Origin of the sequence: Streptomyces sp. ISL-12, assembly GCF_018614415.1 — a bacterium.
In the GTDB taxonomy this organism is placed as follows: domain Bacteria; phylum Actinomycetota; class Actinomycetes; order Streptomycetales; family Streptomycetaceae; genus Streptomyces.
This window is the reverse complement of sequence record NZ_JAGGOO010000020.1, coordinates 43,962-68,211: the sequence shown is the minus strand read 5'-3', so window position 1 is coordinate 68,211 and position 24,250 is coordinate 43,962. Positions and strand designations below refer to the sequence as shown.

Here is a 24,250-nt window from a genome sequence, read left to right as displayed (position 1 = left end):
CAGTCCGGGGTGCCGCGCCGTCCGAGACGTCACAGTCTCGTGAGGATTGGGTGTGTCGTGCGGTTCGGCGGGGGCTGTCCGGTCTCGCCCGGCTCTCGGGTCCCGTCGGCCCGTCGGGTCACACCCTGGGCAGGGTCTCCACCCCGATGCCGCCCTCGATCGCCAGGATGCGGTGCAGCCGGGTGGCCACCAGCAGGCGCTGCATCTGCGGCGGTACGTCGCGCAGCACCAGGCGCCGGCCGCAGCGGCCGGCCCGCCGGTGGACGCCCATGATCACGCCGAGTCCGGTGGCGTCCCAGGAGTCCAGTTCGGACAGGTCGAGCACCAGGTCGCCGGCCCCGTCGTCGACGGCCGAGTGCAGGGCCGTACGGGCGTCCGCCGCGCTGCGGACGTCGAGGCGGCCCCCGACGGCCAGCTCGGCGTGGTCGCCCCTGATGTGCATATGCGCTCCCCGTGCGTGCGTCTCGTGCTCCGCGGTGTGGTTTCGTGCCGGTGGTCGGTGTGCCCGGTGTGCGGTGAGGGTGATGCACCCTCTGACTGTGTGCAACGCCCGGCGGTTGCCACTCGTGAGCCAACCGATACCGAATTCACTCCGGCGTGTGACGTCTGCCGGAGCGGGTGCGGTCTCAGTGCTTGTAGAAGCCCTGCCCGCTCTTGCGTCCGATGTCACCGGCGTCCACCATCCGGCGCATCGACTCCGGCGGGGCGAACTTCTCGTCCTGCGACTCGGTGTAGATGTTGCTCGTGGCGTGCAGCAGGATGTCCACGCCGGTCAGGTCGGCGGTGGCCAGGGGGCCCATGGCGTGGCCGAAGCCCAGCTGGCAGGCGAGGTCGATGTCCTCGGCGGTGGCGACGCCGGACTCGTGGAGCTTGGCGGCCTCGACGACGAGGGCGGAGATGAGCCGGGTGGTCACGAACCCGGCGACGTCCCGGTTGACGACGATGCAGGTCTTGCCCGTCGACTCGGTGAACTCCCGTGCGGTGGCCAGGGTTTCGTCGCTCGTCTTGTAGCCGCGCACCAGCTCGCACAGCCGCATCATCGGCACCGGCGAGAAGAAGTGCGTGCCGACGACGCGCTCCGGCCGGTCCGTCACGGCGGCGATCTTGGTGATCGGGATGGCGGAGGTGTTGGAGGCGAGGATCGCCTCGTCCTTCGCCAGCTTGTCCAGCGCGCGGAAGATCTCGTGCTTGACGTCCAGCTTCTCGAAGACGGCCTCGACGACGACGTCCGCGTCGGCGACCGCCTCCAGCTCGGTGGTCGCGGTGATCCGGGCGAGGGCGGCGTCGGCGTCGTGCGCCTCCAGCTTCCCCTTGGCGACGAACTTGTCGTACGACGCCTTGATGGAGTCGGTGCCGCGCCGCAGCGCCTCGTCGGTGACGTCGCGCAGGACGACGTCCCAGCCCGCCTGGGCGGAGACCTGGGCGATACCGGACCCCATGAGGCCGGCTCCGATGACGGCGAGCTTCCGTGCCACTGTGCGACTCCCCTGGATACGGGTCTTTGTGTGTCTCCGGCGGACATTAGCGGGCGGGAGGGGGCCTGTGACCGGTAAGTAACGCGCGTCACGTCTCACATGACGGACATCACACCGAGGTGGGTCACCCGGCGCCCCGTACGGCGTAGTTGAGCACCTTCTCGCTCAACAGCTCCTCCATCTCGTCGAGGAGCAGCAGCATCTCGCGGGAGACCGCGGCTGGGGTGCCGCCGGCCAGCATGCGCTGTCCGACGGCGGCCATCAGGGTGCCGTGCAGCCAGTTGATCTGACCGGCCATCAGGGACGGGAGCGGGTCGTCGTCCGGGGCGCCGGTCTCCTCGCGCAACTCCCGCTCCAGGGTGCCCAGGACCTCCTGGCCGATCGCCCACAGCCGCGACCGCAGCGCGGGCGAGTCCTCGATGACCCGCATGAACTCGGCGTACCCGGCCATCAGGCCGATGCGCGGCGAGACCGACTCGACCTCCTCGCGCAGCTCGCGCAGGACGGCGGCGGCGGCCGACTCACCGGCGCGCCGGCCGCGCACCCAGCGCGCGAGCCGGTCGATCACGCCCTGGGAGCGGTCGAGGAAGAGGTCCTCCTTGGCGGGGAAGTAGTTGTACACGGTGTTGACGGAGACATCGGCGGCCCGCGCCACCTCCGCGACCGTGACGGCGTCGAAGCCGCGCGCCAGGAACAGACCTGTGGCGACATCGGAGATGTACTGCCTGGTCTGCCGCTTCTTCCGTTCCCTGAGTCCCTCGGCCACACCCCCATCCTAGCTTCGCTGGAGCCGATGAAAACTTGGTGTCATTGCAAAATTGGGCGCTCTCTGTTTTTCTGTGGGTCATGGCAATCATCAGTACGGCCGGACTGGCCCGTACCTTCCGCACCAAGCAGGGCCCCGTCGAGGCCGTGCGCGGCATCGACCTGACCGTCCGCGAAGGGGAGATCCTCGGCTTCCTCGGCCCCAACGGCGCCGGCAAGACCACCACCCTGCGGATGCTGACCACGCTGCTGGCCCCGACCGGCGGCGCGGCCACCGTCGCCGGGCACGACCTGGCCGGCGACCCGGCCGGGGTCCGCGCGGCCTGCGGCTACGTGGCCCAGTCCGGCGGCGTCGACCCGCAGATCTCGGTCCGCGAGGAGCTGGTCACCCAGGGCCGCTTCTACCGCCTGCCCAAGGCGCGGGCGGCCGAGCGCGCCCGGGAACTCGCCCGCGACCTGGACCTGACCGGCCTGCTCGACCGCAAGTGCGGCGCGCTCTCCGGCGGCCAGCGCAGGCGCCTGGACATCGCGATGGCGCTCACCCACCGCCCGAAGGTGCTCTTCCTCGACGAGCCCACCACCGGCCTCGACCCCGGCAGCCGGGCCGGCCTGTGGGACCTGGTCCGCCGGCTGCGCGACGAGCACGGCACCACCGTCTTCCTGACCACCCACTACCTCGACGAGGCCGACGCCCTCTCCGACCGCCTGGTCATCGTCGACCGGGGCGTGGTCGCCGCCGAGGGCACCCCGGGCGCGCTGAAGCTGGAGTACGGGGGGTCGCTCGACGCCTCGCTCCAGGACACCTTCCTCGCCGTCACCGGCCGCGGCCCCGCCGCCCCCTCCGACCCCGCCCCCGTAGCCGTATAGGGCCCGAGCCTCACAAGGACCGCTCATGCTTGTGCACGACACCGCTCTCGTCTACGGCCGCTACGCCCGCCAGTCGCTGCGCTCGCGTTTCGCGCTGCTCTTCGGTGTGCTGATGCCGCTGCTGTACCTGCTGTTCTTCGGCCCGCTGCTGACCGGCCTGCCGCTGGGCGGGCGGGGCAGTTCCTGGCAGGTGCTGGTCCCCGGGCTGCTGCTGCAACTCGCGCTCTTCGGCGCCTCGTTCGCAGGGTTCATGGTGGTCCTGGAGAAGAACGCGGGTGTGATCGACCGGATGCGGGTCACGCCGGTGAGCCGGCTGGCGCTGCTGCTCGGCCGGGTGCTGCGGGACGCCACCGTCTTCGTCTTCCAGGCGGTGCTGCTGGTGCTGGCCGCGCTGCTGATGGGGCTGCGGGCCCCGCTGCCCGGCGTGCTGATCGGCTTCGCGTTCGTCGGGCTGCTCACGGTCGCGCTGGCCTCCCTGTCGTACGCGCTGGCGATGAGGGTGCGGACCCCGCAGGAGTTCGGGCCGGTGGTCAACGCGCTGACCATGCCGTCGATGCTGCTGTCCGGTCTGATGCTGCCGATGGCGCTGGGCCCGGTCTGGCTGGACGTCCTGTCCCGCCTGATGCCGCTGCGCTATCTGGTGGACGCCCTGCGGGACGCCTACGTCGGCTCCTACACCACCGCGCCCATGCTCTACGGCACCCTGGTCGCCGTCGCCTTCGCCGCGCTGGCCGTGGCGGCGGGCACGCGTGTCTTCCGCGCGGACGCCGCGTAACTACGCTGGGCGCATGGTCAACCTGACGCGCATCTACACCAGGACCGGCGACCGGGGCACCACCGCCCTCGGGGACATGAGCCGCGTGCCCAAGACCGACCTCAGGATCGCCGCGTACGCCGACGCCAACGAGGCCAACGCGGTGCTCGGCACGGCGATCGCGCTCGGGGCGCTGGAGGAGGAGGTCGTCAAGGTCCTCGTACGGGTCCAGAACGACCTGTTCGACGTGGGCGCGGACCTGTCGACGCCGGTGGTCGAGGAGCCGGAGTACCCGCCGCTCAGGGTGGAGCAGTTCTACGTCGACCGGCTGGAGGCGGACTGCGACCGCTTCCTCGCCGAGCTGGAGAAGCTGCGCTCCTTCATCCTGCCCGGCGGCACGCCCGGCGCGGCCCTGCTGCACCAGGCGTGCACGGTGGTCCGGCGGGCCGAGCGCTCGACGTGGGCCGCGCTGGAGGCGCACGGCGAGACGATGAACCCGCTCACCGCCACCTACCTCAACCGCCTCTCCGACCTCCTGTTCATCCTGGCGCGGTACGCCAACAAGGAGGTCGGGGACGTGCTGTGGGTGCCGGGCGGGGAGCGGTAGTCAGCGGCCGGCCCGCTCCTTCTCCAGGGCCGTGCCCGCGGGCGCCTTCTTCGGCCAGATCGCGTAGCTCAGCGCGATCAGGCCGTGGATGCCGGCCACCCGCCAGGCCGTGTACTGCCAGCTCTCCAGGGAGGTGGTGCGGGACGGGTCGCCGACGTACCACATGGCGAGCTGGAGCAGGCCGGTCGCGACGGCCGCGGCGACCAGCGTGCCGAGCCACACCTTGCCCTCGTGCGCGGCGCGGGCCATGCCGTAGCGCGGGGGCCGCGGCAGCGGGCGGCCGTCGAAGCGGTGGGCCGCGTGGCCGTCGAGCCACTTCACCGTGCGGTGGCCGTGGCCGACGGTGTAGCCGATGTACAGCGCGGCCAGCCCGTGGGTCCAGTTCGGGTCGGCGCCGTTCTTCAGGTCGAGCGCGGTGACGACCAGCAGCACGACCTCCAGGAGCGGCTCGCACAGCAGCAGGGCGAGGCCGGTGCGCTCCATCCGCAGCAGGTAGCGGGTGGCCAGCCCGGCCGCCAGCAGTACCCAGAAGCCGATCTCGCAGATGATGATCAGAGTGACGATCATGGTGGGTTCCTCTCGGTCACCCCTCCAGGCTTCCGCGCCCGGCGGCCCGGGGCGTCGTCGCCGGTGACGAACCTCCCGTACATCGAAAGATGCAGCCCGGGAACGTCCGCGGGGAGCAGGCGGGGGCCGCGCCCGCCGTGTTGGATGGGTGCCATGGCCGTACGACTCCCCCGCCCGCACCGCTTCGACGTGTACGTCGCGGCCGGCGGCCTGCTCGGCGGGGTGCTGCTGTGGGCCATCGGGCTGGGCGTGCGACCGGCCGACGACCCGATCGTGCTGTTCGACGGCCGTTGGCCGCTGCTGCTCCCGCTCGCCGTCACCGCGGGCTGCGAGCTGCTGCGCCGGGCCGCGCCGCGCACCGCCGTCCTGATCGGCACGGCCGCCCTGGTGCTGGACACGATGACCCAGGGCAGCCTGATCACGCTGCTGATGTACACCGACCTCGGCTACGCCGTCGTGCTGTACGGCAGCCCGGCCACCGCCCGCCGCGTCCCGTGGATCGCGGGGCTGCTGACGGTGGCGGCCACGGTCGTGCCGTTCGCGGTGTGGCGGGTGCCCGAGGCGCTGCTGGTCGGGGTGGCGGTCGGGGTCGTCACCTTCGCCCCCGCCTCCACCGGCCTGATCGTGCGCAACCACCGGGAGGCCGCCGACGCCGCCCGGCTGCGCGCCGAACAGACCGCGCTGCTGGCGGAGATGGACCGGGTCCAGGCGGTGTCCGCGGAACGCGCGCGGATGGCGCGGGAGTTGCACGACATGGTCGCCAACCACCTGTCCGCCATCGCCATCCACTCCACGGCCGCGCTCTCCCTGGACGACCCGGCCACCACCCGGCAGGCGCTCGGCGTGATCCGGGAGAACAGCGTCGAGGGCCTCTCGGAGATGCGGCGGCTGATCGGCATCCTGCGGGACACCGGCGGCGACACCGAGCCGTCCGCCGCCCCGACCCTGGACGGCCTCGGCGCCCTGGTGGACGGCGCCCACGCCAACGGCCTGGACGTCACCCTCGACGCGGCCCACGGCACGGACCTGCCCGCGCCGGTCGAGCTGGCGGCGTACCGGATCGTGCAGGAGTCGCTCACCAACGCGCTCAAGCACGCGGCGAAGGGCCCCGTACGCGTCTCCCTCACCCGCGCCGACGGCGCCCTGCACGTCCGGGTGACCAGCCCCTACGGCGACCCCGGCGCCCCGCGCGCCCCCGGCTCCGGTGCCGGGCTGGTCGGCATGCGGGAGCGGGCCGCGCTGCTGGGCGGCACCTTCGACGCCGGCCCCGACGGCGCGCTGTGGACCGTACGCGCCGCCCTTCCCCTCGATCAGGGAGCATCCTCATGATCCGTCCCATCAGGGTCCTCGTCGCAGAAGACCAGTCCGCCGTGCGCGCCGGCCTGGTGCTCATCCTGGGCAGCGCCCCCGACATCGAGGTGGCCGGCGAGGCCGCCGACGGCGAGCGGGCGGTGGCCCTCGCCCGTGAACTGCGGCCGGACGTGGTCCTGATGGACGTGCAGATGCCGCGGCTCGACGGGGTGGCGGCGACCCGTCAGGTGGTCGCCGAGGGGCTGGCCGACGTCCTGGTGCTGACCACCTTCGACCTGGACGAGTACGTGTTCGGGGCGCTGCGCGCGGGCGCCGCCGGGTTCCTGCTGAAGAACACGGAGGCGGCGGACCTGATCACCGCCGTGCGCACGGTGGCCGCCGGCGAGGGCGTCGTCGCCCCGGCGGTCACCCGGCGGCTGATCGCGGAGTTCGCCGCGAAGCCGGTCCGCGGGAGCGGGGCCGACCCGGCGGTCCTCGACCAGTTGACCCGGCGGGAGCGCGAGGTGCTGTCCTGCCTCGGCGAGGGGCTGTCCAACGCGGCGATCGCGGACCGCCTCGACATGGCGGAGGCGACGGTGAAGACGCACGTCAGCCGGTTGCTGGCGAAGCTGGGGCTGCGCAGCAGGGTGCAAGCGGCGGTGCTGGCGCAGGAGTTGGGGGTGTAGCACCGCCCGTCGGCAGCCGGGCCGAGCAGTGGTCCAGACCTATTGACCTATGGTCCAGACCTTTCTATTCTCGCGGCACTGCGGGCCTGTCGGTCAGGCATGCCCACGACATCCCCCATACAAGGGAGGCGCACGTGCGCTTCAGACACAGAGCCGCGGCCCTGCTCGCGACCCTCGCACTCCCCCTCACCGGACTCGTCGCCCTCGCCGCCCCCGCCCAGGCGGCCACCGCCGCGACCGCCACCTACACCAAGGCCTCGGACTGGGGCACCGGCTTCGAGGGCAAGTGGACGGTGAAGAACACCGGCACCACCTCCCTCAGCTCCTGGACCGTCGAGTGGGACTTCCCCTCCGGCACCGCCGTCACCTCCGCCTGGGACGCCGACGTCACCTCCTCCGGCACCCACTGGACCGCCAAGAACAAGTCCTGGAACGGCACCCTCGCCCCCGGCGCCTCGGTCTCCTTCGGCTTCAACGGCTCCGGCACCGGCTCGCCCACCGGCTGCAAGCTCAACGGCGGCTCCTGCGACGGCACCTCCGTCCCGGGCGACGCCGCTCCCTCCGCCCCCGGCACCCCCACCGCCTCGGACATCACCGACACCTCGGTGAAACTGTCCTGGTCGGCGGCGACCGACGACAAGGGGATCAAGAACTACGACGTCCTGCGCGACGGCGCTAAAGTCGCCACGGTGACGGGCACCACCTACAGCGACACCGGCCTCACCAAGGGCACCGCCTACTCGTACAGCGTCCAGGCGCGCGACACCGCCGAACAGACCGGCCCGGCCAGCGGCTCGGTCAAGGTCACCACCACCGGCGGCGGCTCCACCGACCCGGGCACCCCGGCCGGCAAGATCAACCTCGGCTACTTCACCGAGTGGGGCGTCTACGGCCGCAACTACCACGTCAAGAACCTGGTGACCTCCGGCTCCGCCGAGAAGATCACCCACATCAACTACGCGTTCGGCAACGTCAAGAACGGCCAGTGCACGGTCGACGACACCTTCGCCGCGTACGAGAAGTCCTACACCGCCGACCAGTCCGTCAGCGGCACCGCCGACACCTGGGACCAGCCGCTGCGCGGCAACTTCAACCAGCTGCGGCAGCTGAAGGCGAAGTACCCGCACATCAAGATCCTGTACTCCTTCGGCGGCTGGACCTACTCCGGCGGCTTCGGGCAGGCCGCGCAGAACCCGGCCGCGTTCGCCGCGTCCTGCAAGGCCGTCATGGAGGACCCGCGCTGGGCCGATGTCTTCGACGGCATCGACATCGACTGGGAGTACCCGAACGCCTGCGGCCTGACCTGCGACACCTCGGGCGCCGCGGCCTTCAAGAACCTCACCGGGGCGCTGCGCTCCGAGTTCGGCGACGACTACCTGATCACCGCCGCGATCACCGGTGACGGCTCCTCCGGCGGCAAGCTGGACGCGGCCGACTACGGCGGCGCCGCGCAGTACCTCGACTGGTACAACGTGATGACCTACGACTACTTCGGCGCCTGGGCCACCACCGGCCCGACCGCCCCGCACTCCCCGCTGACCTCGTACTCCGGCATCCCGACCGCCGGCTTCAACAGCGCGGACGCGATCGCCAAGCTCAAGGCCAAGGGCGTCCCGGCGGGCAAGCTGCTGCTCGGCATCGGCTTCTACGGCCGCGGCTGGACCGGCGTCACCCAGTCCGCCCCCGGTGGCACGGCGACGGGCGCGGCCCCCGGCACCTACGAGGCCGGCATCGAGGACTACAAGGTCCTGAAGAACTCCTGCCCGGCCACCGGCACCGTCGCCGGCACGGCGTACGCGCACTGCGGCACCCAGTGGTGGTCCTACGACACCCCGTCGACGATCGCCGGGAAGATGACCTGGGCCAAGAACCAGGGGCTGGGCGGCGCGTTCTTCTGGGAGTTCAGCGGCGACACGAACAACGGCGAACTGGTGAGCGCGATCAACAGCGGACTCCAGTAAAAGACCTGCTAAGCGACGTTGACGCTCCCCCAGACTTCGTCCGGGGGAGAGTGAATGTGGCTACGCCACATTCACTCGCTGACCGGGCGGGGCTGCCTCCAGCCACGCGAGGAACCCGGTCAGCGCGTCTTCGCTCATCGCCAGTTCCAGCCGTGTCCCCCGGTGCACGCACGCGAGGACCACGGCGTCGGAGAGCAGGGCCAGCTCCTCCTCCCCGTCGGGGAGGCGGCGGCCCGCCACCTCGATCGAGCCGCGTTCCAGGACACGGCGCGGACGGGGGGAGTACGAGAAGACGCGGTACCACTCCACACGGTCACCGTTGTAGCGGCAGACGCCGTAGGCCCAGCCCTTGCCGTCGCCGCCGCCCTCTTCGGGGGCGTCCCAGCGCAGGGAGCAGTCGAAGGTGCCGCCCGAGCGCTGGATCAGCCGGCGGCGCAGGCCGAAGACGAAGAGTCCCACCACCACGACGGCGATGACGATTCCGCACACAGTCAGAGCGAGGACCACCGGCACCGACCTCCTCGTCTCCTAGGTAACGGAACGTAAAAACATCCACATCTGCCTCAGCCGCGGCCGGGTCCGGATCGCTCCGGTCCCAGCCGCGGCTGAGTCACGTCATAGCACGGCGCCCAGGTTCAGCGCGCCGACGCCGCCCGCAGTCGGACGTCCGCGCGGCGCTCGGCGGAGGCGTCGCCCTCCGCCTTGGCGCGCTCCAGTTCCCGCTCCGCGCGCTGGACGTCGATCTCGTCCGACAGTTCGGCGATCTCGGCCAGCAGCGACAGCTTGTCGTCGGCGAACGAGATGAAACCGCCGTGCACCGCCGCGACGACGGTCCCGCCGTCACTCGTACGGATGGTCACCGGGCCCGACTCCAGCACACCGAGCAGCGGCTGGTGACCGGGCATGACGCCGATGTCGCCGGACGTGGTGCGCGCGACGACCAGGGTGGCCTCGCCGGACCAGACCTCTCGGTCGGCCGCGACCAGCGCGACGTGCAGCTCAGCAGCCAAGGGTGGCTCCTCGGGTCACCACCCGGCGGGTGTGCCGGGTGTTGGTTACAAGTCTAAGGGGCGTGAGTGAGGGGGCGGGACGCGCCCGCCCCCTCACTCGTTCACTCACGCGGCAGCCGGGGTCAGGAGACGCCCAGCTCCTTCGCGTTCTTCTTCAGGTCCTCGATACCGCCGCACATGAAGAACGCCTGCTCGGGGAAGTGGTCGTACTCACCGTCGCAGATCGCGTTGAACGCGGCGATCGACTCGTCCAGCGGCACGTCGGAGCCGTCCACGCCGGTGAACTGCTTGGCGACGTGGGTGTTCTGGGACAGGAAGCGCTCCACGCGGCGGGCACGCTGGACGACCAGCTTGTCCTCCTCGCCGAGCTCGTCGATACCGAGGATCGCGATGATGTCCTGGAGGTCCTTGTACTTCTGCAGGATCCCCTTGACGCGCATCGCGCACTGGTAGTGGTCCTGCGCGATGTAGCGCGGGTCCAGGATGCGGGACGTGGAGTCCAGCGGGTCCACGGCCGGGTAGATGCCCTTCTCCGAGATCGGACGGGAGAGCACCGTCGTCGCGTCGAGGTGGGCGAAGGTGGTGGCCGGGGCCGGGTCGGTCAGGTCGTCCGCGGGGACGTAGATCGCCTGCATCGAGGTGATCGAGTGACCGCGGGTCGAGGTGATGCGCTCCTGGAGGAGGCCCATCTCGTCGGCCAGGTTCGGCTGGTAGCCCACCGCGGAGGGCATGCGGCCGAGCAGGGTCGAGACCTCGGAGCCGGCCTGCGTGAAGCGGAAGATGTTGTCGATGAAGAACAGCACGTCCTGCTTCTGGACGTCACGGAAGTACTCGGCCATGGTCAGGCCGGCCAGCGCGACGCGCAGACGGGTGCCCGGCGGCTCGTCCATCTGACCGAAGACCAGCGCGGTCTTGTCGATGACGCCCGACTCGCTCATCTCGTCGATGAGGTCGTTGCCCTCACGGGTGCGCTCACCGACACCGGCGAACACGGAGACACCGTCGTGGTTGTTGGCGACGCGGTAGATCATCTCCTGGATGAGCACCGTCTTGCCGACGCCGGCGCCGCCGAACAGACCGATCTTGCCGCCCTTGACGTACGGGGTCAGCAGGTCGATGACCTTGACGCCGGTCTCGAACATCTCGGTCTTCGACTCGAGCTCGTCGAAGTTGGGGGCCTTGCGGTGGATGGACCAGCGCTCGCCCGTGTACTTCTCGTCGGTGTTCAGCACCTCACCGAGGGTGTTGAACACCTTGCCCTTGGTGAAGTCGCCGACCGGGACGCTGATGCCCGTGCCCGTGTCGGTGACCGGGGCCTGGCGGACCAGGCCGTCGGTGGGCTGCATGGAGATGGTGCGGACCAGGCCGTCACCCAGGTGCTGGGCGACCTCCAGGGTCAGCGTCTTCTTCTCGCCGGCGTTCGCCGGGTCGGCGATCTCGACGTGGAGGGCGTTGTAGATCTCCGGCATCGCGTCGACGGGGAACTCCACGTCGACGACCGGGCCGATGACCCGGGCGACGCGGCCCGTGGCAACGGCCGTCTCAACAGTGGTCGTCATTACTTGTCACTCCCCGCGGTCGCGTCGGCCAGGGCGCTGGCGCCACCGACGATCTCGCTGATTTCCTGGGTGATTTCGGCCTGGCGGGCCGCGTTGGCAAGTCGGGAGAGCGTGTTGATCAGCTCGCCCGCGTTGTCGGTTGCCGACTTCATCGCGCGCCGCGTGGCGGCGTGCTTCGAAGCGGCCGACTGGAGCAGCGCGTTGTAGATACGGCTCTCGACGTACCGCGGCAGCAGGGCGTCGAGGACGTCCTCGGCCGACGGCTCGAAGTCGTACAGCGGAAGGATCTCGTCCTTCGCGTTCGGCTTCTCGGCCACCTCGTCGAGGCGCAGCGGCAGCAGCTGGCTGCCGACCGCCGTCTGCGTCATCATCGAGACGAACTCCGTGTAGACGATGTGGAGTTCGTCCACGCCGCCGTCCGCGGTGTCCTTCTCGATGGCCTCGATCAGCGGTGCCGCGACCTTCTTGGCGTCCGCGTACGACGGCTCGTCGGTGAAGCCGGTGAACGACTCCGCGACGGCGCGCTCACGGAAGTTGTAGTGGGCGACACCCCGGCGGCCGACGATGTAGACGACGACCTCCTTGCCTTCGCGCTCCAGCCGCTCGGTGAGCTGCTCCGCCTGCTTGATGGCGTTGGAGTTGAAGGCACCGGCCAGCCCGCGGTCGCTCGTCAGCAGCAGCACCGCGGAACGGGTGACCGTCTCGGCCTGGGTGGTCAGCGGGTGCTTGGTGTTCGAACCCGTACCGACCGCCGTGACCGCGCGCGTCAGCTCGGTCGCGTACGGCGTGGAGGCCGCCACCTTGCGCTGCGCCTTGACGACGCGCGAGGCGGCGATCATCTCCATCGCCTTCGTGATCTTCTTGGTCGCGGTGACGGATCGGATGCGACGCTTGTAGACCCGGAGCTGGGCTCCCATGAGTCAGGTCCCTTCCTTACGTCACTTGGCGGAGGCGGCCGGAGCGTCCTCGCCGAGCAGCTTGCCGTCCGAGGTCTCGAACTGCTTCTTGAACGCCGCGACGGCGTCGCCGACGGCCTGCAGGGTGTCGTCCGACATCTTGCCGCCCTCGCGGATGGAGGTCATGAGGCCCTGCTCCTTGCGGTGCAGGTACTCCAGGAGCTCCTTCTCGAAGCGGCGGATGTCGGCGACCGGCACGTCGTCCATGCGGCCGGTGGTGCCGGCCCAGACGGAGACGACCTGGTCCTCGGTGGACATCGGCTCGTACTGGTTCTGCTTGAGCAGCTCGACCATGCGCTGGCCGCGCTCCAGCTGCGCCTTGGACGCGGCGTCCAGGTCGGAACCGAAGGCGGCGAACGCCTCCAGCTCACGGAACTGGGCGAGGTCCACGCGGAGCCGGCCGGAGACCTGCTTCATCGCCTTGTGCTGCGCGGAACCACCGACTCGGGAGACGGAGATACCGACGTTCAGCGCGGGGCGCTGACCGGCGTTGAAGAGGTCCGACTCCAGGAAGCACTGGCCGTCGGTGATGGAGATGACGTTGGTCGGGATGAACGCCGAGACGTCGTTGGCCTTGGTCTCGACGATCGGCAGACCGGTCATCGAACCCGCGCCCATGTCGTCGGAGAGCTTGGCGCAGCGCTCCAGCAGACGGGAGTGCAGGTAGAAGACGTCACCCGGGTAGGCCTCGCGGCCCGGCGGGCGGCGCAGCAGCAGGGAGACGGCGCGGTAGGCGTCGGCCTGCTTCGACAGGTCGTCGAAGATGATCAGGACGTGCTTGCCCTCGTACATCCACTGCTGGCCGATGGCCGAGCCGGTGTACGGCGCGAGGTACTTGAAGCCGGCCGGGTCGGAGGCCGGGGCGGCGACGATGGTCGTGTACTCCAGCGCGCCGTTCTCCTCCAGCGCGCGGCGGACCGACGCGATGGTGGAGCCCTTCTGGCCGATGGCGACGTAGATGCAGCGGACCTGCTTCTTCGGGTCGCCCGAGCGCCAGTTGTCGCGCTGGTTGATGATCGTGTCGACGGCCAGGGCGGTCTTGCCGGTCTGGCGGTCGCCGATGATCAGCTGACGCTGGCCGCGGCCGACCGGCGTCATGGCGTCGACGGCCTTGTAGCCGGTCTCCATCGGCTCGTGCACCGACTTGCGCTGCATGACCGTGGGGGCCTGCAGTTCGAGGGCGCGGCGACCGGACGTCTCGATCTCGCCGAGGCCGTCGATCGGGTTGCCGAGGGGGTCGACCACGCGGCCGAGGTAGCCCTCGCCGACCGCGACGGAGAGGACCTCTCCGGTGCGGGTGACCGGCTGGCCCTCCTCGATGCCGCTGAACTCACCGAGGACGATGGCACCGATCTCGCGCTCTTCGAGGTTGAGCGCGAGGCCGAGGGTGCCGTCCTCGAACTTCAGCAGTTCGTTGGCCATGGCCGAGGGAAGACCCTCGACCCTCGCGATGCCGTCGCCGGCAAGGGTGACCGTACCGACCTCCTCGCGCGAGGCCGCGTCCGGCTTGTACGACTGGACGAAGGTCTCCAGTGCGTCCCGGATCTCCTCCGGCCGGATCGTGAGCTCCGCCATCTGGGTTCCCTGCTCTCCTTGTTGGGCCCGAAGTTTCACTTTGGGGGGATGGGGACTCCCCCCCGAAAGAGGTGAATCCTCTGCACGGCCCAACCGGGCCGTAGGTACACGTACGTACTGCTCGTACTGCTGGTACTGCTATGAAGTTGCTGTTCAGCCCGCCAGGCGGCGGCCGGCCTCGGCGAGGCGGTCCGCGATGGAGCCGTTGATGACCTCGTCACCGACCTGCACCTGGATCCCGCCGACGACCCCGGGGTCCACGTCGAGGTTGAGGTGCATCGGGCGGCCGTAGAGCTTCGCGAGGGCGGCGCCGAGGCGCTGCTTCTGCGGGTCGCTCAGCGGGACCGCCGAGGTGACGACGGCGACCATGCGGTTACGGCGTTCGGCGGCGAGCTTGGACAGGGACTCGAGGCCCGTCTCCAGGCTACGTCCTCGCGCCGCGGTCACAAGGCGCGTGACCAGCCGTTCCGTGACCGGCTTGGCCCGGCCCCCGAGCAGGCTGCGCAGCAGCGCGGCCTTGGCCGGGGCGGTGGCCTTGCGGTCGGTCAGCGCGGCCCGCAGCTCCGTGCTGGAGGAGACGATCCGCCCGAACCGGAACAGCTCGTCCTCGACGTCGTCGAGGGTGCCGTTCTTCTCCGCGGCGGTGAGGTCGGCGGTGTCCGCCAGTTCCTCCAGGGCGTCCACCAGGTCGCGCGACTGCGACCAGCGGGAGCGCACCAGGCCGGACACCAGGTCGGCGGCGGTGCCGCTGACCTGGGTGCCGAGGAGGCGCTGCACGAGCTGGGCCTTGGCCTCGCCGGTCTGCGCCGGGTCGGTGAGGACCCGGCGCAGGCCCACCTCGCGGTGGAGCAGCGCGGTGACGGAGGCCAGCTCGTCGGCGAGCGAGCCGGCGTCCACGGACGTGGAGTCCGTCAGCGCGTCGAGACGCTCGCGTGCGGCGGCCAGGGCCTCGCGGCTCGCTCCGTTCATCGGGTCGCCTCTGCCTTCTCCTCGAGGTCATCGAGGAAGCGGTCGATGACGCGGCTCTGGCGGGCGTGGTCCTCCAGGGACTCGCCGACCAGCTTGCCGGCCAGCTCCGTGGCGAGCTTGCCGACGTCCTGCCGCAGCGCGGACGCGGCGGCCTTGCGGTCGGCCTCGATCTGGGCGTGACCGGCGGCGATGATCTCCTCACGCTGCCGCTGGCCTTCCGCGCGCATCTCGGCGATGAGCGTGGCGCCCTGCTCCTGCGCCTCCTGGCGCAGGCGCGCGGCCTCGTGCCGGGCCTCGGCCAGCTGGGCCTTGTACTGCTCGAGGACGCTCTGGGCCTCGGTCTGCGCGGCCTCGGCCTTCTCGATACCGCCCTCGATGGCCTCACGACGCTCGTCCAGAACCTTGTTGATGTTCGGGAGGAGCTTCTTGGCGAGGAAGCCGAAGACGATGACGAAGGCGATCAGGCCGATGACGAGCTCCGGCCACGGCGGGATGAGGGGGTTCTCCTTCTCACCCTCAGCCGCCAGGAAAACCAGGGCGGGGTTCACATCAGTGCCTTTCGTCGAAAGAGTCGGTCGTCAGGCCGTCTTAGTAGACGAACGGCATGACGAGACCGATCAGGGCGAGCGCCTCACAGAAGGCGAAACCCAGGATCTGGTTGGCGCGGATCAGGCCGGCCGCCTCGGGCTGGCGGGCGAGGGCCTGGGTGCCGTTACCGAAGATGATGCCGACGCCGACGCCGGGGCCGATGGCGGCCAGGCCGTAACCAACGGAGCTGAGCGAACCTTCGACAGCGGCAAGGGTGTTGGACATGCCAGTTCTTCCTTTTCTTTACGGACCGGTGGGGGTTGGCCACCGGACGGCTGGGGCGAGCCGGGACGCTCAGTGGTGCTCGGCGAGCGCGCCCTGGATGTAGGAGCAGGTCAGCAGGACGAAGACATAGGCCTGGACTGCCTGGATGAAGAGCTCGAAGGCGGTCATGACGATGGTCATGACGAACGAGACGCCGGAGTAGGCGATGCCGATGCCGTTCAGCATGTACCAGGTCGCGATCGTGAACAGCACCAGCAGGGTGTGGCCGGCGAACATGTTCGCGAAGAGACGCACGGCGTGGGTGAACGGGCGGACGATCAGGTTCGAGAAGAACTCGATCGTCATGGCCAGCGGGAGCACCGCGCCGAGGGACTTGTCGTAACCGGTGACGTTCTTGAAGAAGCCGACGAAGCCGTGCCTCTTGAAGGTGAGCGAGACCCACAGGATGTAGACGATCGCGGCCAGGACCATCGGGTAGGCGATGATCGAGGTGACCGGGAACTGGGCGACCGGGATGACCGACCAGAGGTTCATCATCCAGACGAAGAAGAACAGCGAGACGATCAGCGGGACGTACTTCTCGCCCTCCCGCTTGCCGATGGTCTCGTAGACCACGCCGCGGCGGATGAAGTCGTAGCCGGCCTCGGCGACCATCTGGAGCTTGCCCGGGACGACCTTCGGGCGGGCGAAGGCGGCCCAGAAGAACCCGACGATGATGACCGAACCGAGCAACGCCAGCAGCATCGGCTTGTTGAAGTAGAAGCCGCCGCCGTCCGCGTCGCCCATGAGCGGCTCGAACAGGAACGAGTGCAGGCCCGGAGAGACTGTGTCGAAGCCACACCCGTCGAAGAGGTGGCAGTCGGTCTCGAAGGCGAGCACCTGCGTCGGGTCAGCACTCACCGCGGGCTCCTTCATCGTGGCGCATGGGTACGGCAACCTCGTTGTGTCGGCGCGGCGCGGGGCCGCGGTTCGGCACGGGACTGGTGTTACGGATGTGGGGGCGGCTGTGGGGCATCTCGCCTCGCGAATGAGCAGGCGTCAGCTGAGATGCCCGCGCCCGCGATGCCGCAGTTGGCACCGGACGATAGCAGGACTTCACATGCCTCTTTATCCCGGCCCTACCCCTCACGACGTATGCCCCGTCTTCTGGGGCTTGTCGTCCGCCGAATCCGGTTCGACGTAGAGGATCTTGGCCTTCATGTGCGCGCGGGTCTGGGTCGCGATCCACACGAGGGTGCCGACAACCAACGTGATCGCGAAAGACCGGGGGTTGAACAGCGACGTGTTCTTGAACGCGGCGAGGAAGATGAACAACAGCAGGATCTGTGCCGCGTAGAGCATCAGGCCCATCGCCTGGAAAAGGTGCGGAAGCGATTTGGCAGTGCGCTGCAGGACATACAGACCGATCCCCATGAAGAGGATGACCACCAGCGTCGCGACGATCGCCCCGACCGCTCCCTTGCCACCGGCGACCACACCACTGACGACGGCGGCGATGGCGCCGACGGCAGCTGTGGGCACAGCGGCCTGGAGCAGGATCCGGACGTCATTGGACGGCATGGCGGCAACTCCGCTTTTTCACAGGGGGCAGGGTGTCGTCATGGACGAGCGTAGTCCCGGGCTGAGTGGGGTCCTCACGGCCGAGGAACCGTCGCACTGCGGCCCTTCGGCTCTATCCGGGAGTTCTCGTGAACCGTATCACAAACTATTTGATGAGGTCTTTACCTGAGCGTGTGCTCGCTGTCACACATGAGGGTGACAGTGCGCGTTTGTGCAAGCACAGCGCCGACTTGTCTGGTAATGGGGAACTTTGCTCCCCCACGAGTTGGCAATGCTCTAGTCAGATTCTTACCTTGGCAGCCGCGAACGAGGGCCGACGGCCGTTGCGCCATTGACGCCAGGGACTCCGGAGACACCCGCCGGCACCCGGTCGTCGGGGGCGTCGCGGTCGGCGCGGTCGGCGCCCTCCGCGTCGGGCACGTCCTGCCCGGGCGCCGCCCCGGCCGCCGGAGCGCCCACCGCCCGCCTCCGGTAGCGCGGCGGCACGATGCGCTGCGCCCACAGCGGGGCGCGCGGCGTGAACCGCGGCAGCAGGAGCAGCCCGAGGCCCACCGCGCTGAGGAAGACCACGCCCAGCACGATCCACATCGACGCCGAGTTGACCGAGTAGGCCAGGGCGCCGAAGGCGATGAGCGCCGACCAGAAGTACATGATGAGGACGGCCCGGCTGTGCGAGTGCCCGACCTCCAGGAGCCGGTGGTGCAGGTGCCCCCGGTCCGCGGCGAACGGCGACTGGCCGCGCCAGGTGCGCCGCACGATGGCCAGGATCAGGTCGGCGGCCGGGATGGCGATGATGGTCAGCGGCATCAGCAGCGGGATGTAGACCGGCACCATCTGGTGCACGGTGTTGCGCTCGGAGCCGGAGAACAGCTTCAGCGCGTCCGGGTCGACCTGTCCCGTCACCGAGATCGCGCCGGCCGCCAGCACCAGGCCGATCAGCATCGAGCCGGAGTCGCCCATGAAGATCCGCGCGGGGTGCATGTTGTGCGGCAGGAAGCCCACGCACATGCCCATCAGGATCGCCGCGAACAGCGAGGCGGGGGCGGCGGCCTCGATGCCGTACGAGTACCAGATCCGGTAGGCGTACATGAAGAACGCCGCCGCCGCGATGCACACCATGCCGGCGGCCAGTCCGTCGAGGCCGTCCACGAAGTTCACCGCGTTGATGGTGATGACGACCAGGGCGACGGTCAGCAGGGTGCCCTGCCACTGGGTCAGCGCCACGTTGCCCACGCCCGGGATGGGCAGCCACAGGATCGTCAGACCCTGCACCACCATCACGCCCGCCGCGATCATCTGGGCGCCCAGCTTGATCAGGGCGTCGATCTCGAACTTGTCGTCCAGGACGCCGATCAGCCAGATCACGGCCGCGCCCGACAGCAGCGCCCGCGGCTCGTTGGAGGTCTCGAAGACCTCGTTGAGGTTGGTGAGGTGGTCGGCGACCAGCATGCCCGCGCACAGGCCGAAGAACATGGCGATACCGCCGAGCCGCGGAGTGGGTTCCCGGTGCACGTCCCGGGCCCGGATCTCCGGCATCGCCCCCGCCACGATCGCGAACTTCCGTACCGGCCCTGTGAGCAGATACGTCACCGCGGCCGTGATGCAGAGCGTCAGGAGGTATTCACGCACGGGCTTCCCCACAGGTCTCGCTGGCCATTCCAGGCCCACACCCTAGCGATGCGCGCATACGGGTGAGGACTTCCGGGTAGCGACGATGGTTGCACGGGTGGCTGTGCACCTGTGGGCGCCTACCCCTCTTCTTCACGGATACGGCGGAAACGCGGCGGCCAGCTCGCGGACCTCGTCGCGGGCCCGGACGGCCCGTGTCCCGCCCGTGAGCACTCCGGCCAGCAGCCCGGCGACGGTCCGCATCTCGCCCTCCCGCATGCCCTGCGTGGTGAGCGCCGCGGTACCCAGCCGCAGGCCACGCGCGTCGGCGGCCAGGACGGGCGCCGCCGAACCGTGCGGGAGCGCGCAGCAGTCCAGGACCATCCCGGCCGCCGCCAGCCGGGACCGGGCGGTGCGCCCGTCGACGCCGAGCGGGGCCGGGTCGGCGGTCACCATGTGGGTGTCCGTGCCGCCGGTGATCACCGCCAGGCCCTCGGCGGCCAGCCGGTCGGCGAGCACCCGGGCGTTGGCGACGACCTGACGGGCGTACGCCGCGAAGGCCGGGGTCGCCGCCTCGCCGAAGGCGACCGCCTTGGCCGCGATGGTGTGCATCTGCGCGCCGCCCTGCGTGAACGGGAAGACGGCCCGGTCCACCCGCTCGGCCAGTTCGCTCCCGCACAGCAGCATGCCGCCGCGCGGTCCGCGCAGCACCTTGTGGGTGGTGGCGCAGACGATGTCGGCGTACGGCACCGGACTGGGCGCCACTCCCCCGGCGACCAGCCCGATCGGGTGCGCGGCGTCCGCGATGAGGTAGGCGCCCACCTCGTCGGCGACCTCGCGGAAGAAGGCGTGGTCGAGGTGGCGGGGGTAGGAGATCGAGCCGCACACGATCGCCTTGGGCCGGTGGGTACGGGCCAGGGCGCGCACCTGGTCGTGGTCGACGAGGCCGGTCTCCGCGTCCACGCCGTAGCCGACGAAGTCGAACCAGCGGCCGGAGAAGTTGGCGGGCGACCCGTGGGTGAGGTGGCCGCCGTGCGGCAGGCCGAGGGCAAGGACGGTGTCCCCGGGGCGCAGCAGCGCCGCGTAGGCGGCCAGTACCGCCGAGGAGCCGGAGTGGGCCTGCACATTGGCGTGCGCGGCGCCGAACAGGGCCGTGGCCCGCTCGACGGCGAGCCGCTCGGCGAGGTCGACCAGCTCGCAGCCGCCGTGGTGCCGGGCGCCCGGGTAGCCCTCGGCGTACTTGTTGGCGAGCGGGGAGCCGAGCGCGGCCAGCACGGCCGGCGAGGTGAAGTTCTCGGCGGCGATGAGCTGGAGGGTGGTCTCCTGCCGCCGGCGCTCGGCGAGCAGGATCTCGGCCAGCTCGGGGTCCTGCCGGCCGATGGCGTCGGCCTCGTGGTGCAGGGGGTGGGTGACCGACATGGCGCACTCCGGACGTGCTGCGAGGTGTCTGGCTCAGTCCACAGTAGGCCCGGCGCGTCCGGTGCGCGCGGTCGTCAGGTCCGGGCGGGTACGCCGGTGAGGGCGGTGACCACGGGATCGAGTGCCTGGTGTATCTCGTCCCCGATCGACCGGAAGAACGGCAGGGGCGCCCCGTACGGGTCGTAGACCTCGTCCGCCTCGGCGGTCGGGGCCAGCAGCCATCCGCGCAGCGCCGCCGCGGCCCGGACCAGGGCGCGGGCACGGGTGACCAGGCCCTCCTCCAGCGAGGGCAGGGTGGCCGGGTCGATGGCGTTCACCAGACGCGTGAACTCCTTCAGCGTGAAGGTGCGCAGGCCCGCGGAGTGGCCCATGGAGATGACCTGGGCGCGGTGGTCGCGGGTCGCGGTGAGCACCAGGTCGGCGCGGATGACGTGCTCGTCGAGCAGCTCGCGGCCGGTGAAGCCGGTGGCGTCCGCGCCGAAGTCGGCCAGCACGGTCTCCGCGTTGGCCTCCATCGGGGCGCCCTCGTGCCCCCAGGTGCCCGCGCTCTCCACGACGAGCCCGCCGCCCAGGATGCCGAGCCGCTCCGTCACGAAGTGCCGGGTCAGCCGCTCGGTGATGGGCGAGCGGCACACGTTGCCGGTGCTGACGTGGAGGATGCGGAAGCTGTCGCGCGGCAGGCCGACGAAGGTGGTCGTCTGCTCGTTGATACCGCCTATGCCACGCCCCGCCTCAGGGGCCGTCAATTCGCCACCTCGAGGTCGGGTACGACCTTCCTCAGTTCCTCCGCCGACAGCGCGCCGGCCCGCAGCAGCACCGGGACCTCGCGGGTGACGTCGACGATGGAGGACGGGACGTTGCCCGGGGTGGGGCCGCCGTCCAGGTAGACGGAGACGGAGTCGCCGAGCATCTGCTGGGCGGCGTCGCAGTCCTCCGGCGCCGGGTGGCCGGTGAGGTTGGCGGAGGAGACGGCCATCGGGCCGAACTCGGTGAGCAGCTCGATGGCGACCGGGTGCAGCGGCATGCGCACGGCGACGGTGCCCCGGGTGTCACCGAGGTCCCACTGGAGGGACGGCTGGTGCTTGGCGACCAGGGTGAGCGCGCCCGGCCAGAAGGCGTCGACCAGCTCCCAGGCCAGCTCGGAGAAGTCGGTGACCAGGCCGTGCAGGGTGTTCGGGGAGCCGATGAGGACGGGGCTGGGCATGTTGCGGCCACGGCCCTTGGCCTCCAGCAGGTCGCCGACGGCCTCCGCGGAGAAGGCGTCGGCGCCGATGCCGTACACGGTGTCCGTCGGCAGCACCACCAGCTCGCCACGGCGGACCGCGGACGCGGCCTCACGCAGACCCGTCACGCGGTCGGTCGCGTCATTGGTGTCGTATCGCCGTGCCATGTCTAGCGGTCCTCCTCGTACACGTACTGCGAGATAGAAGTGTCAGGACGGGTCACGGCAGCGCCTTGCGGGCGGTCGCGAACCGGGGCCGGTTGTTGAGGTCGGGGTGGTCGGCCGCGTCGGCCCAGCCCCGCTCCTCGGTGAAGATCCAGGGCACCTGGCCGCCCTGGGTGTCGGCGTGCTCGACGACGACCACGCCGCCGGGACGCAGCAGCCGGTGCGCGGTGCGCTCCAGGCCGCGGATCAGGTCGAGGCCGTCCTCGCCGGAGAACAGCGCCAGCTCGGGATCGTGGTCGCGGGCCTCGGGGGCGACGTACTCCCACTCGGTGAGCGGGATGTACGGCGGGTTGGAGACCACCAGGTCGACCTGGCCGTCGAGGTCCGGGAAGGCCGTCAGGGCGTCGCCCTGGCGCAGGTCGACCCTGGACCCCTCCATGTTCTTCCGCGTCCACACCAGGGCGTCCTCGCTCAGCTCCACGGCGTGCACGCGGGAGCGGGGCACCTCCTGGGCGAGGGCGAGCGCGATGGCGCCGGAGCCGGTGCACAGGTCGACGATGCAGGGCTCGACGACGTCCATGGCGCGTACGGCGTCTATGGCCCAGCCGACGACCGACTCGGTCTCCGGACGCGGCACGAACACCCCGGGGCCGACCTGGAGCTCCAGGTACCGGAAGTAGGCGCGTCCGGTGATGTGCTGGAGCGGCTCACGGGCCTCGCGGCGGGCGATGACCTCCCAGTACCGGGCGTCGAAGTCCGCGTCCTTGACGGTGTGCAGCTCGCTCCGCTTGACGCCGTGCAGATACGCGGCGAGCTCCTCCGCGTCGGTGCGCGGCGAGGGCACGCCGGCGTCGGCCAGCCGCATGGTGGCCTGGGCCACCTCCGCGAGCAGCAGGTTCACGCTGGTCCTCCGAAGCTGAGCTGGGTCCGGTGCTGGTTCAGGCGGCCGCGAGCTTGGCGGCCGAGTCCGCGTCGACGCACGCCTGGATCACCGCGTCGAGGTCGCCGTCCAGGACCTGGTCCAGGTTGTACGCCTTGAAGCCGACGCGGTGGTCGGAGATGCGGTTCTCCGGGAAGTTGTACGTACGGATCTTCTCGGAGCGGTCGACGGTGCGGACCTGGCTGCGGCGGGCGTCGGCGGCCTCCTTCTCCGCCTCCTCCTGCGCCGCGGCGAGCAGCCTGGAGCGCAGGATACGCATCGCCTGCTCCTTGTTCTGCAGCTGGCTCTTCTCGTTCTGGCAGGAGGCGACGACGCCGGTGGGCAGGTGCGTGATGCGCACCGCGGAGTCGGTCGTGTTGACGGACTGCCCGCCGGGCCCGGAGGAGCGGTAGACGTCGATGCGCAGGTCGTTGGGGTTGATCTCGACGTCGATCTCCTCGGCCTCGGGGGTCACGAGGACACCGGCCGCGGAGGTGTGGATGCGGCCCTGCGACTCGGTGGCCGGCACGCGCTGCACGCGGTGCACGCCGCCCTCGTACTTCAGCCGCGCCCAGACGCCCTGGCCGGGCTCGGTGGCGCCCTGGCCGCCCTTGGTCTTCACGGCGACCTGGACGTCCTTGTAGCCGCCCAGCTCGGACTCGGTGGAGTCGATGATCTCGGTCTTCCAGCCGACCCGCTCGGCGTACCGCAGGTACATGCGCAGCAGGTCGCCCGCGAAGAGGGCCGACTCGTCGCCGCCGGCGCCCGCCTTGATCTCCAGGATGACGTCCTTGTCGTCGCTGGGGTCGCGCGGGACGAGCAGCAGCCGCAGCTTCTCGGTCAGCTCCTCGCGCTGCTTCTCCAGCTCCTTGACCTCGGCGGCGAAGTCGGGGTCGTCGGCGATGAACTCGCGCGCGGTCTCGATGTCGTCGCCGGTCTGCTTCCAGGAGCGGAACGTGGCGACGATCGGGGTCAGCTCGGCGTACCGCTTGTTCAGCTTGCGCGCGTTGGCCTGGTCGGAGTGGACCGACGGGTCGGCGAGCTTCTTCTCCAGGTCGGCGTGCTCGGCGACGAGTTCCTCGACGGCCTCGAACATCTTGGGCTCCTGCTACTGCGACGGCTACTGCGGGAAGGGGGGGCGAAGGCGGGCGACCAAAAACGCCGGTCCCGGCGCGCCCGGTGAGGGGGCGCGGCCGTGGACCGGCGAATCGGGGCTCGCTACTTCTTGGAGCCGGCGGCAGCCTTGCCGAAGCGGGCCTCGAAGCGGGCCACACGGCCACCGGTGTCGAGGATCTTCTGCTTGCCCGTGTAGAACGGGTGGCACTCGGAGCAGACCTCGGCACGGATGGTGCCGGACTCGATGGTGCTGCGGGTGGTGAACGACGCGCCACAGGTGCAGCTGACCTGCGTCTCGACGTACTCGGGGTGGATGTCGCGCTTCAAGGTGTCTCCTAGGTTCGGGAGGGCGCCGGGTCGCTGCCGCGGGATGCGGGGGCGTGAACC

General features: G+C 70.4%; 27 protein-coding genes. 6 read left to right on the top strand and 21 right to left on the bottom strand.

Annotated features, from left to right (window positions below):
- Positions 1-118 precede the first annotated feature (118 nt).
- The 3 genes from J7I94_RS06065 to J7I94_RS06055 form a co-directional block, all read right to left on the bottom strand.
- Complete coding sequence (locus J7I94_RS06065) at positions 119-442, bottom strand: STAS domain-containing protein (protein WP_215165699.1); 324 nt, start codon at positions 440-442, stop codon at positions 119-121.
- 184 nt (positions 443-626) lie between these two features.
- A complete protein-coding gene (locus J7I94_RS06060; RefSeq protein ID WP_215165698.1) occupies positions 627-1,475 on the bottom strand; it encodes a 3-hydroxyacyl-CoA dehydrogenase family protein in 849 nt (282 codons plus the stop codon).
- Positions 1,476-1,599: 124 nt separating this feature from the next.
- Positions 1,600-2,241 carry a TetR/AcrR family transcriptional regulator gene (locus J7I94_RS06055; RefSeq protein ID WP_215165696.1) on the bottom strand — a complete coding sequence of 214 codons (642 nt, stop codon included), beginning with the start codon at positions 2,239-2,241 and terminating at the stop codon, positions 1,600-1,602.
- Positions 2,242-2,321: 80 nt separating this feature from the next.
- Here J7I94_RS06055 and J7I94_RS06050 point away from each other — a divergent pair, with 80 nt between their 5' ends.
- Genes J7I94_RS06050 through J7I94_RS06040 form a run of 3 tightly spaced genes read left to right on the top strand, consistent with a single transcriptional unit; the run spans position 2,322 to position 4,468 of the window.
- Positions 2,322-3,107, top strand: a complete 786-nt coding sequence (locus tag J7I94_RS06050) for an ABC transporter ATP-binding protein (RefSeq protein ID WP_215165694.1) — start codon at positions 2,322-2,324, stop codon at positions 3,105-3,107.
- Between the two features lie 25 nt (positions 3,108-3,132).
- A complete protein-coding gene (locus tag J7I94_RS06045) occupies positions 3,133-3,882 on the top strand; it encodes an ABC transporter permease (protein ID WP_215165693.1) in 750 nt (249 codons plus the stop codon).
- Positions 3,883-3,895: 13 nt separating this feature from the next.
- Positions 3,896-4,468 carry a cob(I)yrinic acid a,c-diamide adenosyltransferase gene (locus J7I94_RS06040; RefSeq protein ID WP_215165692.1) on the top strand — a complete coding sequence of 191 codons (573 nt, stop codon included), beginning with the start codon at positions 3,896-3,898 and terminating at the stop codon, positions 4,466-4,468.
- On the opposite strand, the gene J7I94_RS06035 is transcribed toward J7I94_RS06040, so the two are convergent.
- Positions 4,469-5,035: a hypothetical protein gene (locus J7I94_RS06035; RefSeq protein ID WP_215165691.1), complete on the bottom strand. Its 567-nt coding sequence runs from the start codon at positions 5,033-5,035 to the stop codon at positions 4,469-4,471.
- A 153-nt stretch (positions 5,036-5,188) separates the two neighbouring features.
- Between J7I94_RS06035 and J7I94_RS06030 the strand changes: the two genes are divergently transcribed.
- The 3 genes from J7I94_RS06030 (at position 5,189) to J7I94_RS06020 (ending at position 8,972) form a co-directional block, all read left to right on the top strand.
- Positions 5,189-6,364, top strand: a complete 1,176-nt coding sequence (locus J7I94_RS06030; protein WP_215165690.1) for a sensor histidine kinase — start codon at positions 5,189-5,191, stop codon at positions 6,362-6,364.
- The gene (locus tag J7I94_RS06025; RefSeq protein WP_215165689.1) at positions 6,361-7,011 is read left to right on the top strand and encodes a response regulator transcription factor; all 651 of its coding nucleotides are present in this window, start codon (positions 6,361-6,363) and stop codon (positions 7,009-7,011) included. The genes J7I94_RS06030 and J7I94_RS06025 overlap by 4 nt, the downstream gene beginning before the upstream one ends.
- A 134-nt stretch (positions 7,012-7,145) precedes the next feature.
- The gene (locus J7I94_RS06020) at positions 7,146-8,972 is read left to right on the top strand and encodes a glycoside hydrolase family 18 chitinase (RefSeq protein ID WP_215165688.1); all 1,827 of its coding nucleotides are present in this window, start codon (positions 7,146-7,148) and stop codon (positions 8,970-8,972) included.
- Between the two features lie 60 nt (positions 8,973-9,032).
- Here J7I94_RS06020 and J7I94_RS06015 read toward each other — a convergent pair whose 3' ends face one another.
- The 17 genes from J7I94_RS06015 to rpmE form a co-directional block, all read right to left on the bottom strand.
- A complete protein-coding gene (locus J7I94_RS06015; RefSeq protein ID WP_215165687.1) occupies positions 9,033-9,479 on the bottom strand; it encodes a DUF2550 domain-containing protein in 447 nt (148 codons plus the stop codon).
- A 128-nt stretch (positions 9,480-9,607) separates the two neighbouring features.
- A complete protein-coding gene (locus J7I94_RS06010; protein WP_189414930.1) occupies positions 9,608-9,982 on the bottom strand; it encodes a F0F1 ATP synthase subunit epsilon in 375 nt (124 codons plus the stop codon).
- 122 nt (positions 9,983-10,104) lie between these two features.
- The gene (atpD, locus tag J7I94_RS06005; RefSeq protein ID WP_215165686.1) at positions 10,105-11,541 is read right to left on the bottom strand and encodes a F0F1 ATP synthase subunit beta; all 1,437 of its coding nucleotides are present in this window, start codon (positions 11,539-11,541) and stop codon (positions 10,105-10,107) included.
- A complete protein-coding gene (locus J7I94_RS06000) occupies positions 11,541-12,458 on the bottom strand; it encodes a F0F1 ATP synthase subunit gamma (protein ID WP_215165685.1) in 918 nt (305 codons plus the stop codon). The genes atpD and J7I94_RS06000 overlap by 1 nt, the downstream gene beginning before the upstream one ends.
- 21 nt (positions 12,459-12,479) lie before the next feature.
- Positions 12,480-14,072 carry a F0F1 ATP synthase subunit alpha gene (atpA, locus tag J7I94_RS05995; protein WP_215165683.1) on the bottom strand — a complete coding sequence of 531 codons (1,593 nt, stop codon included), beginning with the start codon at positions 14,070-14,072 and terminating at the stop codon, positions 12,480-12,482.
- A gap of 153 nt (positions 14,073-14,225) precedes the next feature.
- Positions 14,226-15,041: a F0F1 ATP synthase subunit delta gene (locus tag J7I94_RS05990; protein WP_215165681.1), complete on the bottom strand. Its 816-nt coding sequence runs from the start codon at positions 15,039-15,041 to the stop codon at positions 14,226-14,228.
- Complete coding sequence (locus J7I94_RS05985) at positions 15,038-15,589, bottom strand: F0F1 ATP synthase subunit B (RefSeq protein ID WP_215165680.1); 552 nt, start codon at positions 15,587-15,589, stop codon at positions 15,038-15,040. The genes J7I94_RS05990 and J7I94_RS05985 overlap by 4 nt, the downstream gene beginning before the upstream one ends.
- Positions 15,590-15,629: 40 nt before the next feature.
- The gene (gene atpE / locus J7I94_RS05980) at positions 15,630-15,854 is read right to left on the bottom strand and encodes an ATP synthase F0 subunit C (RefSeq protein WP_215165679.1); all 225 of its coding nucleotides are present in this window, start codon (positions 15,852-15,854) and stop codon (positions 15,630-15,632) included.
- 69 nt (positions 15,855-15,923) lie between these two features.
- Positions 15,924-16,769 (bottom strand): F0F1 ATP synthase subunit A, encoded by an 846-nt coding sequence (gene atpB, locus J7I94_RS05975; protein WP_215165678.1) that lies wholly within the window; start codon positions 16,767-16,769, stop codon positions 15,924-15,926.
- Positions 16,770-16,979: 210 nt separating this feature from the next.
- Positions 16,980-17,414: a hypothetical protein gene (locus J7I94_RS05970; RefSeq protein WP_215165677.1), complete on the bottom strand. Its 435-nt coding sequence runs from the start codon at positions 17,412-17,414 to the stop codon at positions 16,980-16,982.
- 288 nt (positions 17,415-17,702) lie between these two features.
- A complete protein-coding gene (locus J7I94_RS05965; protein WP_215165676.1) occupies positions 17,703-19,043 on the bottom strand; it encodes an MraY family glycosyltransferase in 1,341 nt (446 codons plus the stop codon).
- Positions 19,044-19,175: 132 nt separating this feature from the next.
- Positions 19,176-20,441 carry a serine hydroxymethyltransferase gene (gene glyA / locus J7I94_RS05960; RefSeq protein ID WP_215165675.1) on the bottom strand — a complete coding sequence of 422 codons (1,266 nt, stop codon included), beginning with the start codon at positions 20,439-20,441 and terminating at the stop codon, positions 19,176-19,178.
- Positions 20,442-20,515: 74 nt separating this feature from the next.
- Positions 20,516-21,187 (bottom strand): protein-tyrosine-phosphatase, encoded by a 672-nt coding sequence (locus J7I94_RS05955; protein WP_215165673.1) that lies wholly within the window; start codon positions 21,185-21,187, stop codon positions 20,516-20,518.
- Complete coding sequence (locus J7I94_RS05950; RefSeq protein WP_215165671.1) at positions 21,184-21,831, bottom strand: L-threonylcarbamoyladenylate synthase; 648 nt, start codon at positions 21,829-21,831, stop codon at positions 21,184-21,186. The genes J7I94_RS05955 and J7I94_RS05950 overlap by 4 nt, the downstream gene beginning before the upstream one ends.
- A gap of 52 nt (positions 21,832-21,883) precedes the next feature.
- Positions 21,884-22,729 carry a peptide chain release factor N(5)-glutamine methyltransferase gene (gene prmC / locus J7I94_RS05945; RefSeq protein WP_215165670.1) on the bottom strand — a complete coding sequence of 282 codons (846 nt, stop codon included), beginning with the start codon at positions 22,727-22,729 and terminating at the stop codon, positions 21,884-21,886.
- A gap of 37 nt (positions 22,730-22,766) precedes the next feature.
- Positions 22,767-23,843 (bottom strand): peptide chain release factor 1, encoded by a 1,077-nt coding sequence (prfA, locus tag J7I94_RS05940; RefSeq protein ID WP_215165669.1) that lies wholly within the window; start codon positions 23,841-23,843, stop codon positions 22,767-22,769.
- Positions 23,844-23,965: 122 nt separating this feature from the next.
- Positions 23,966-24,190, bottom strand: coding sequence for a 50S ribosomal protein L31 (gene rpmE, locus J7I94_RS05935; protein WP_019326867.1), 225 nt, complete (start codon positions 24,188-24,190; stop codon positions 23,966-23,968).
- Positions 24,191-24,250 lie beyond the last annotated feature (60 nt).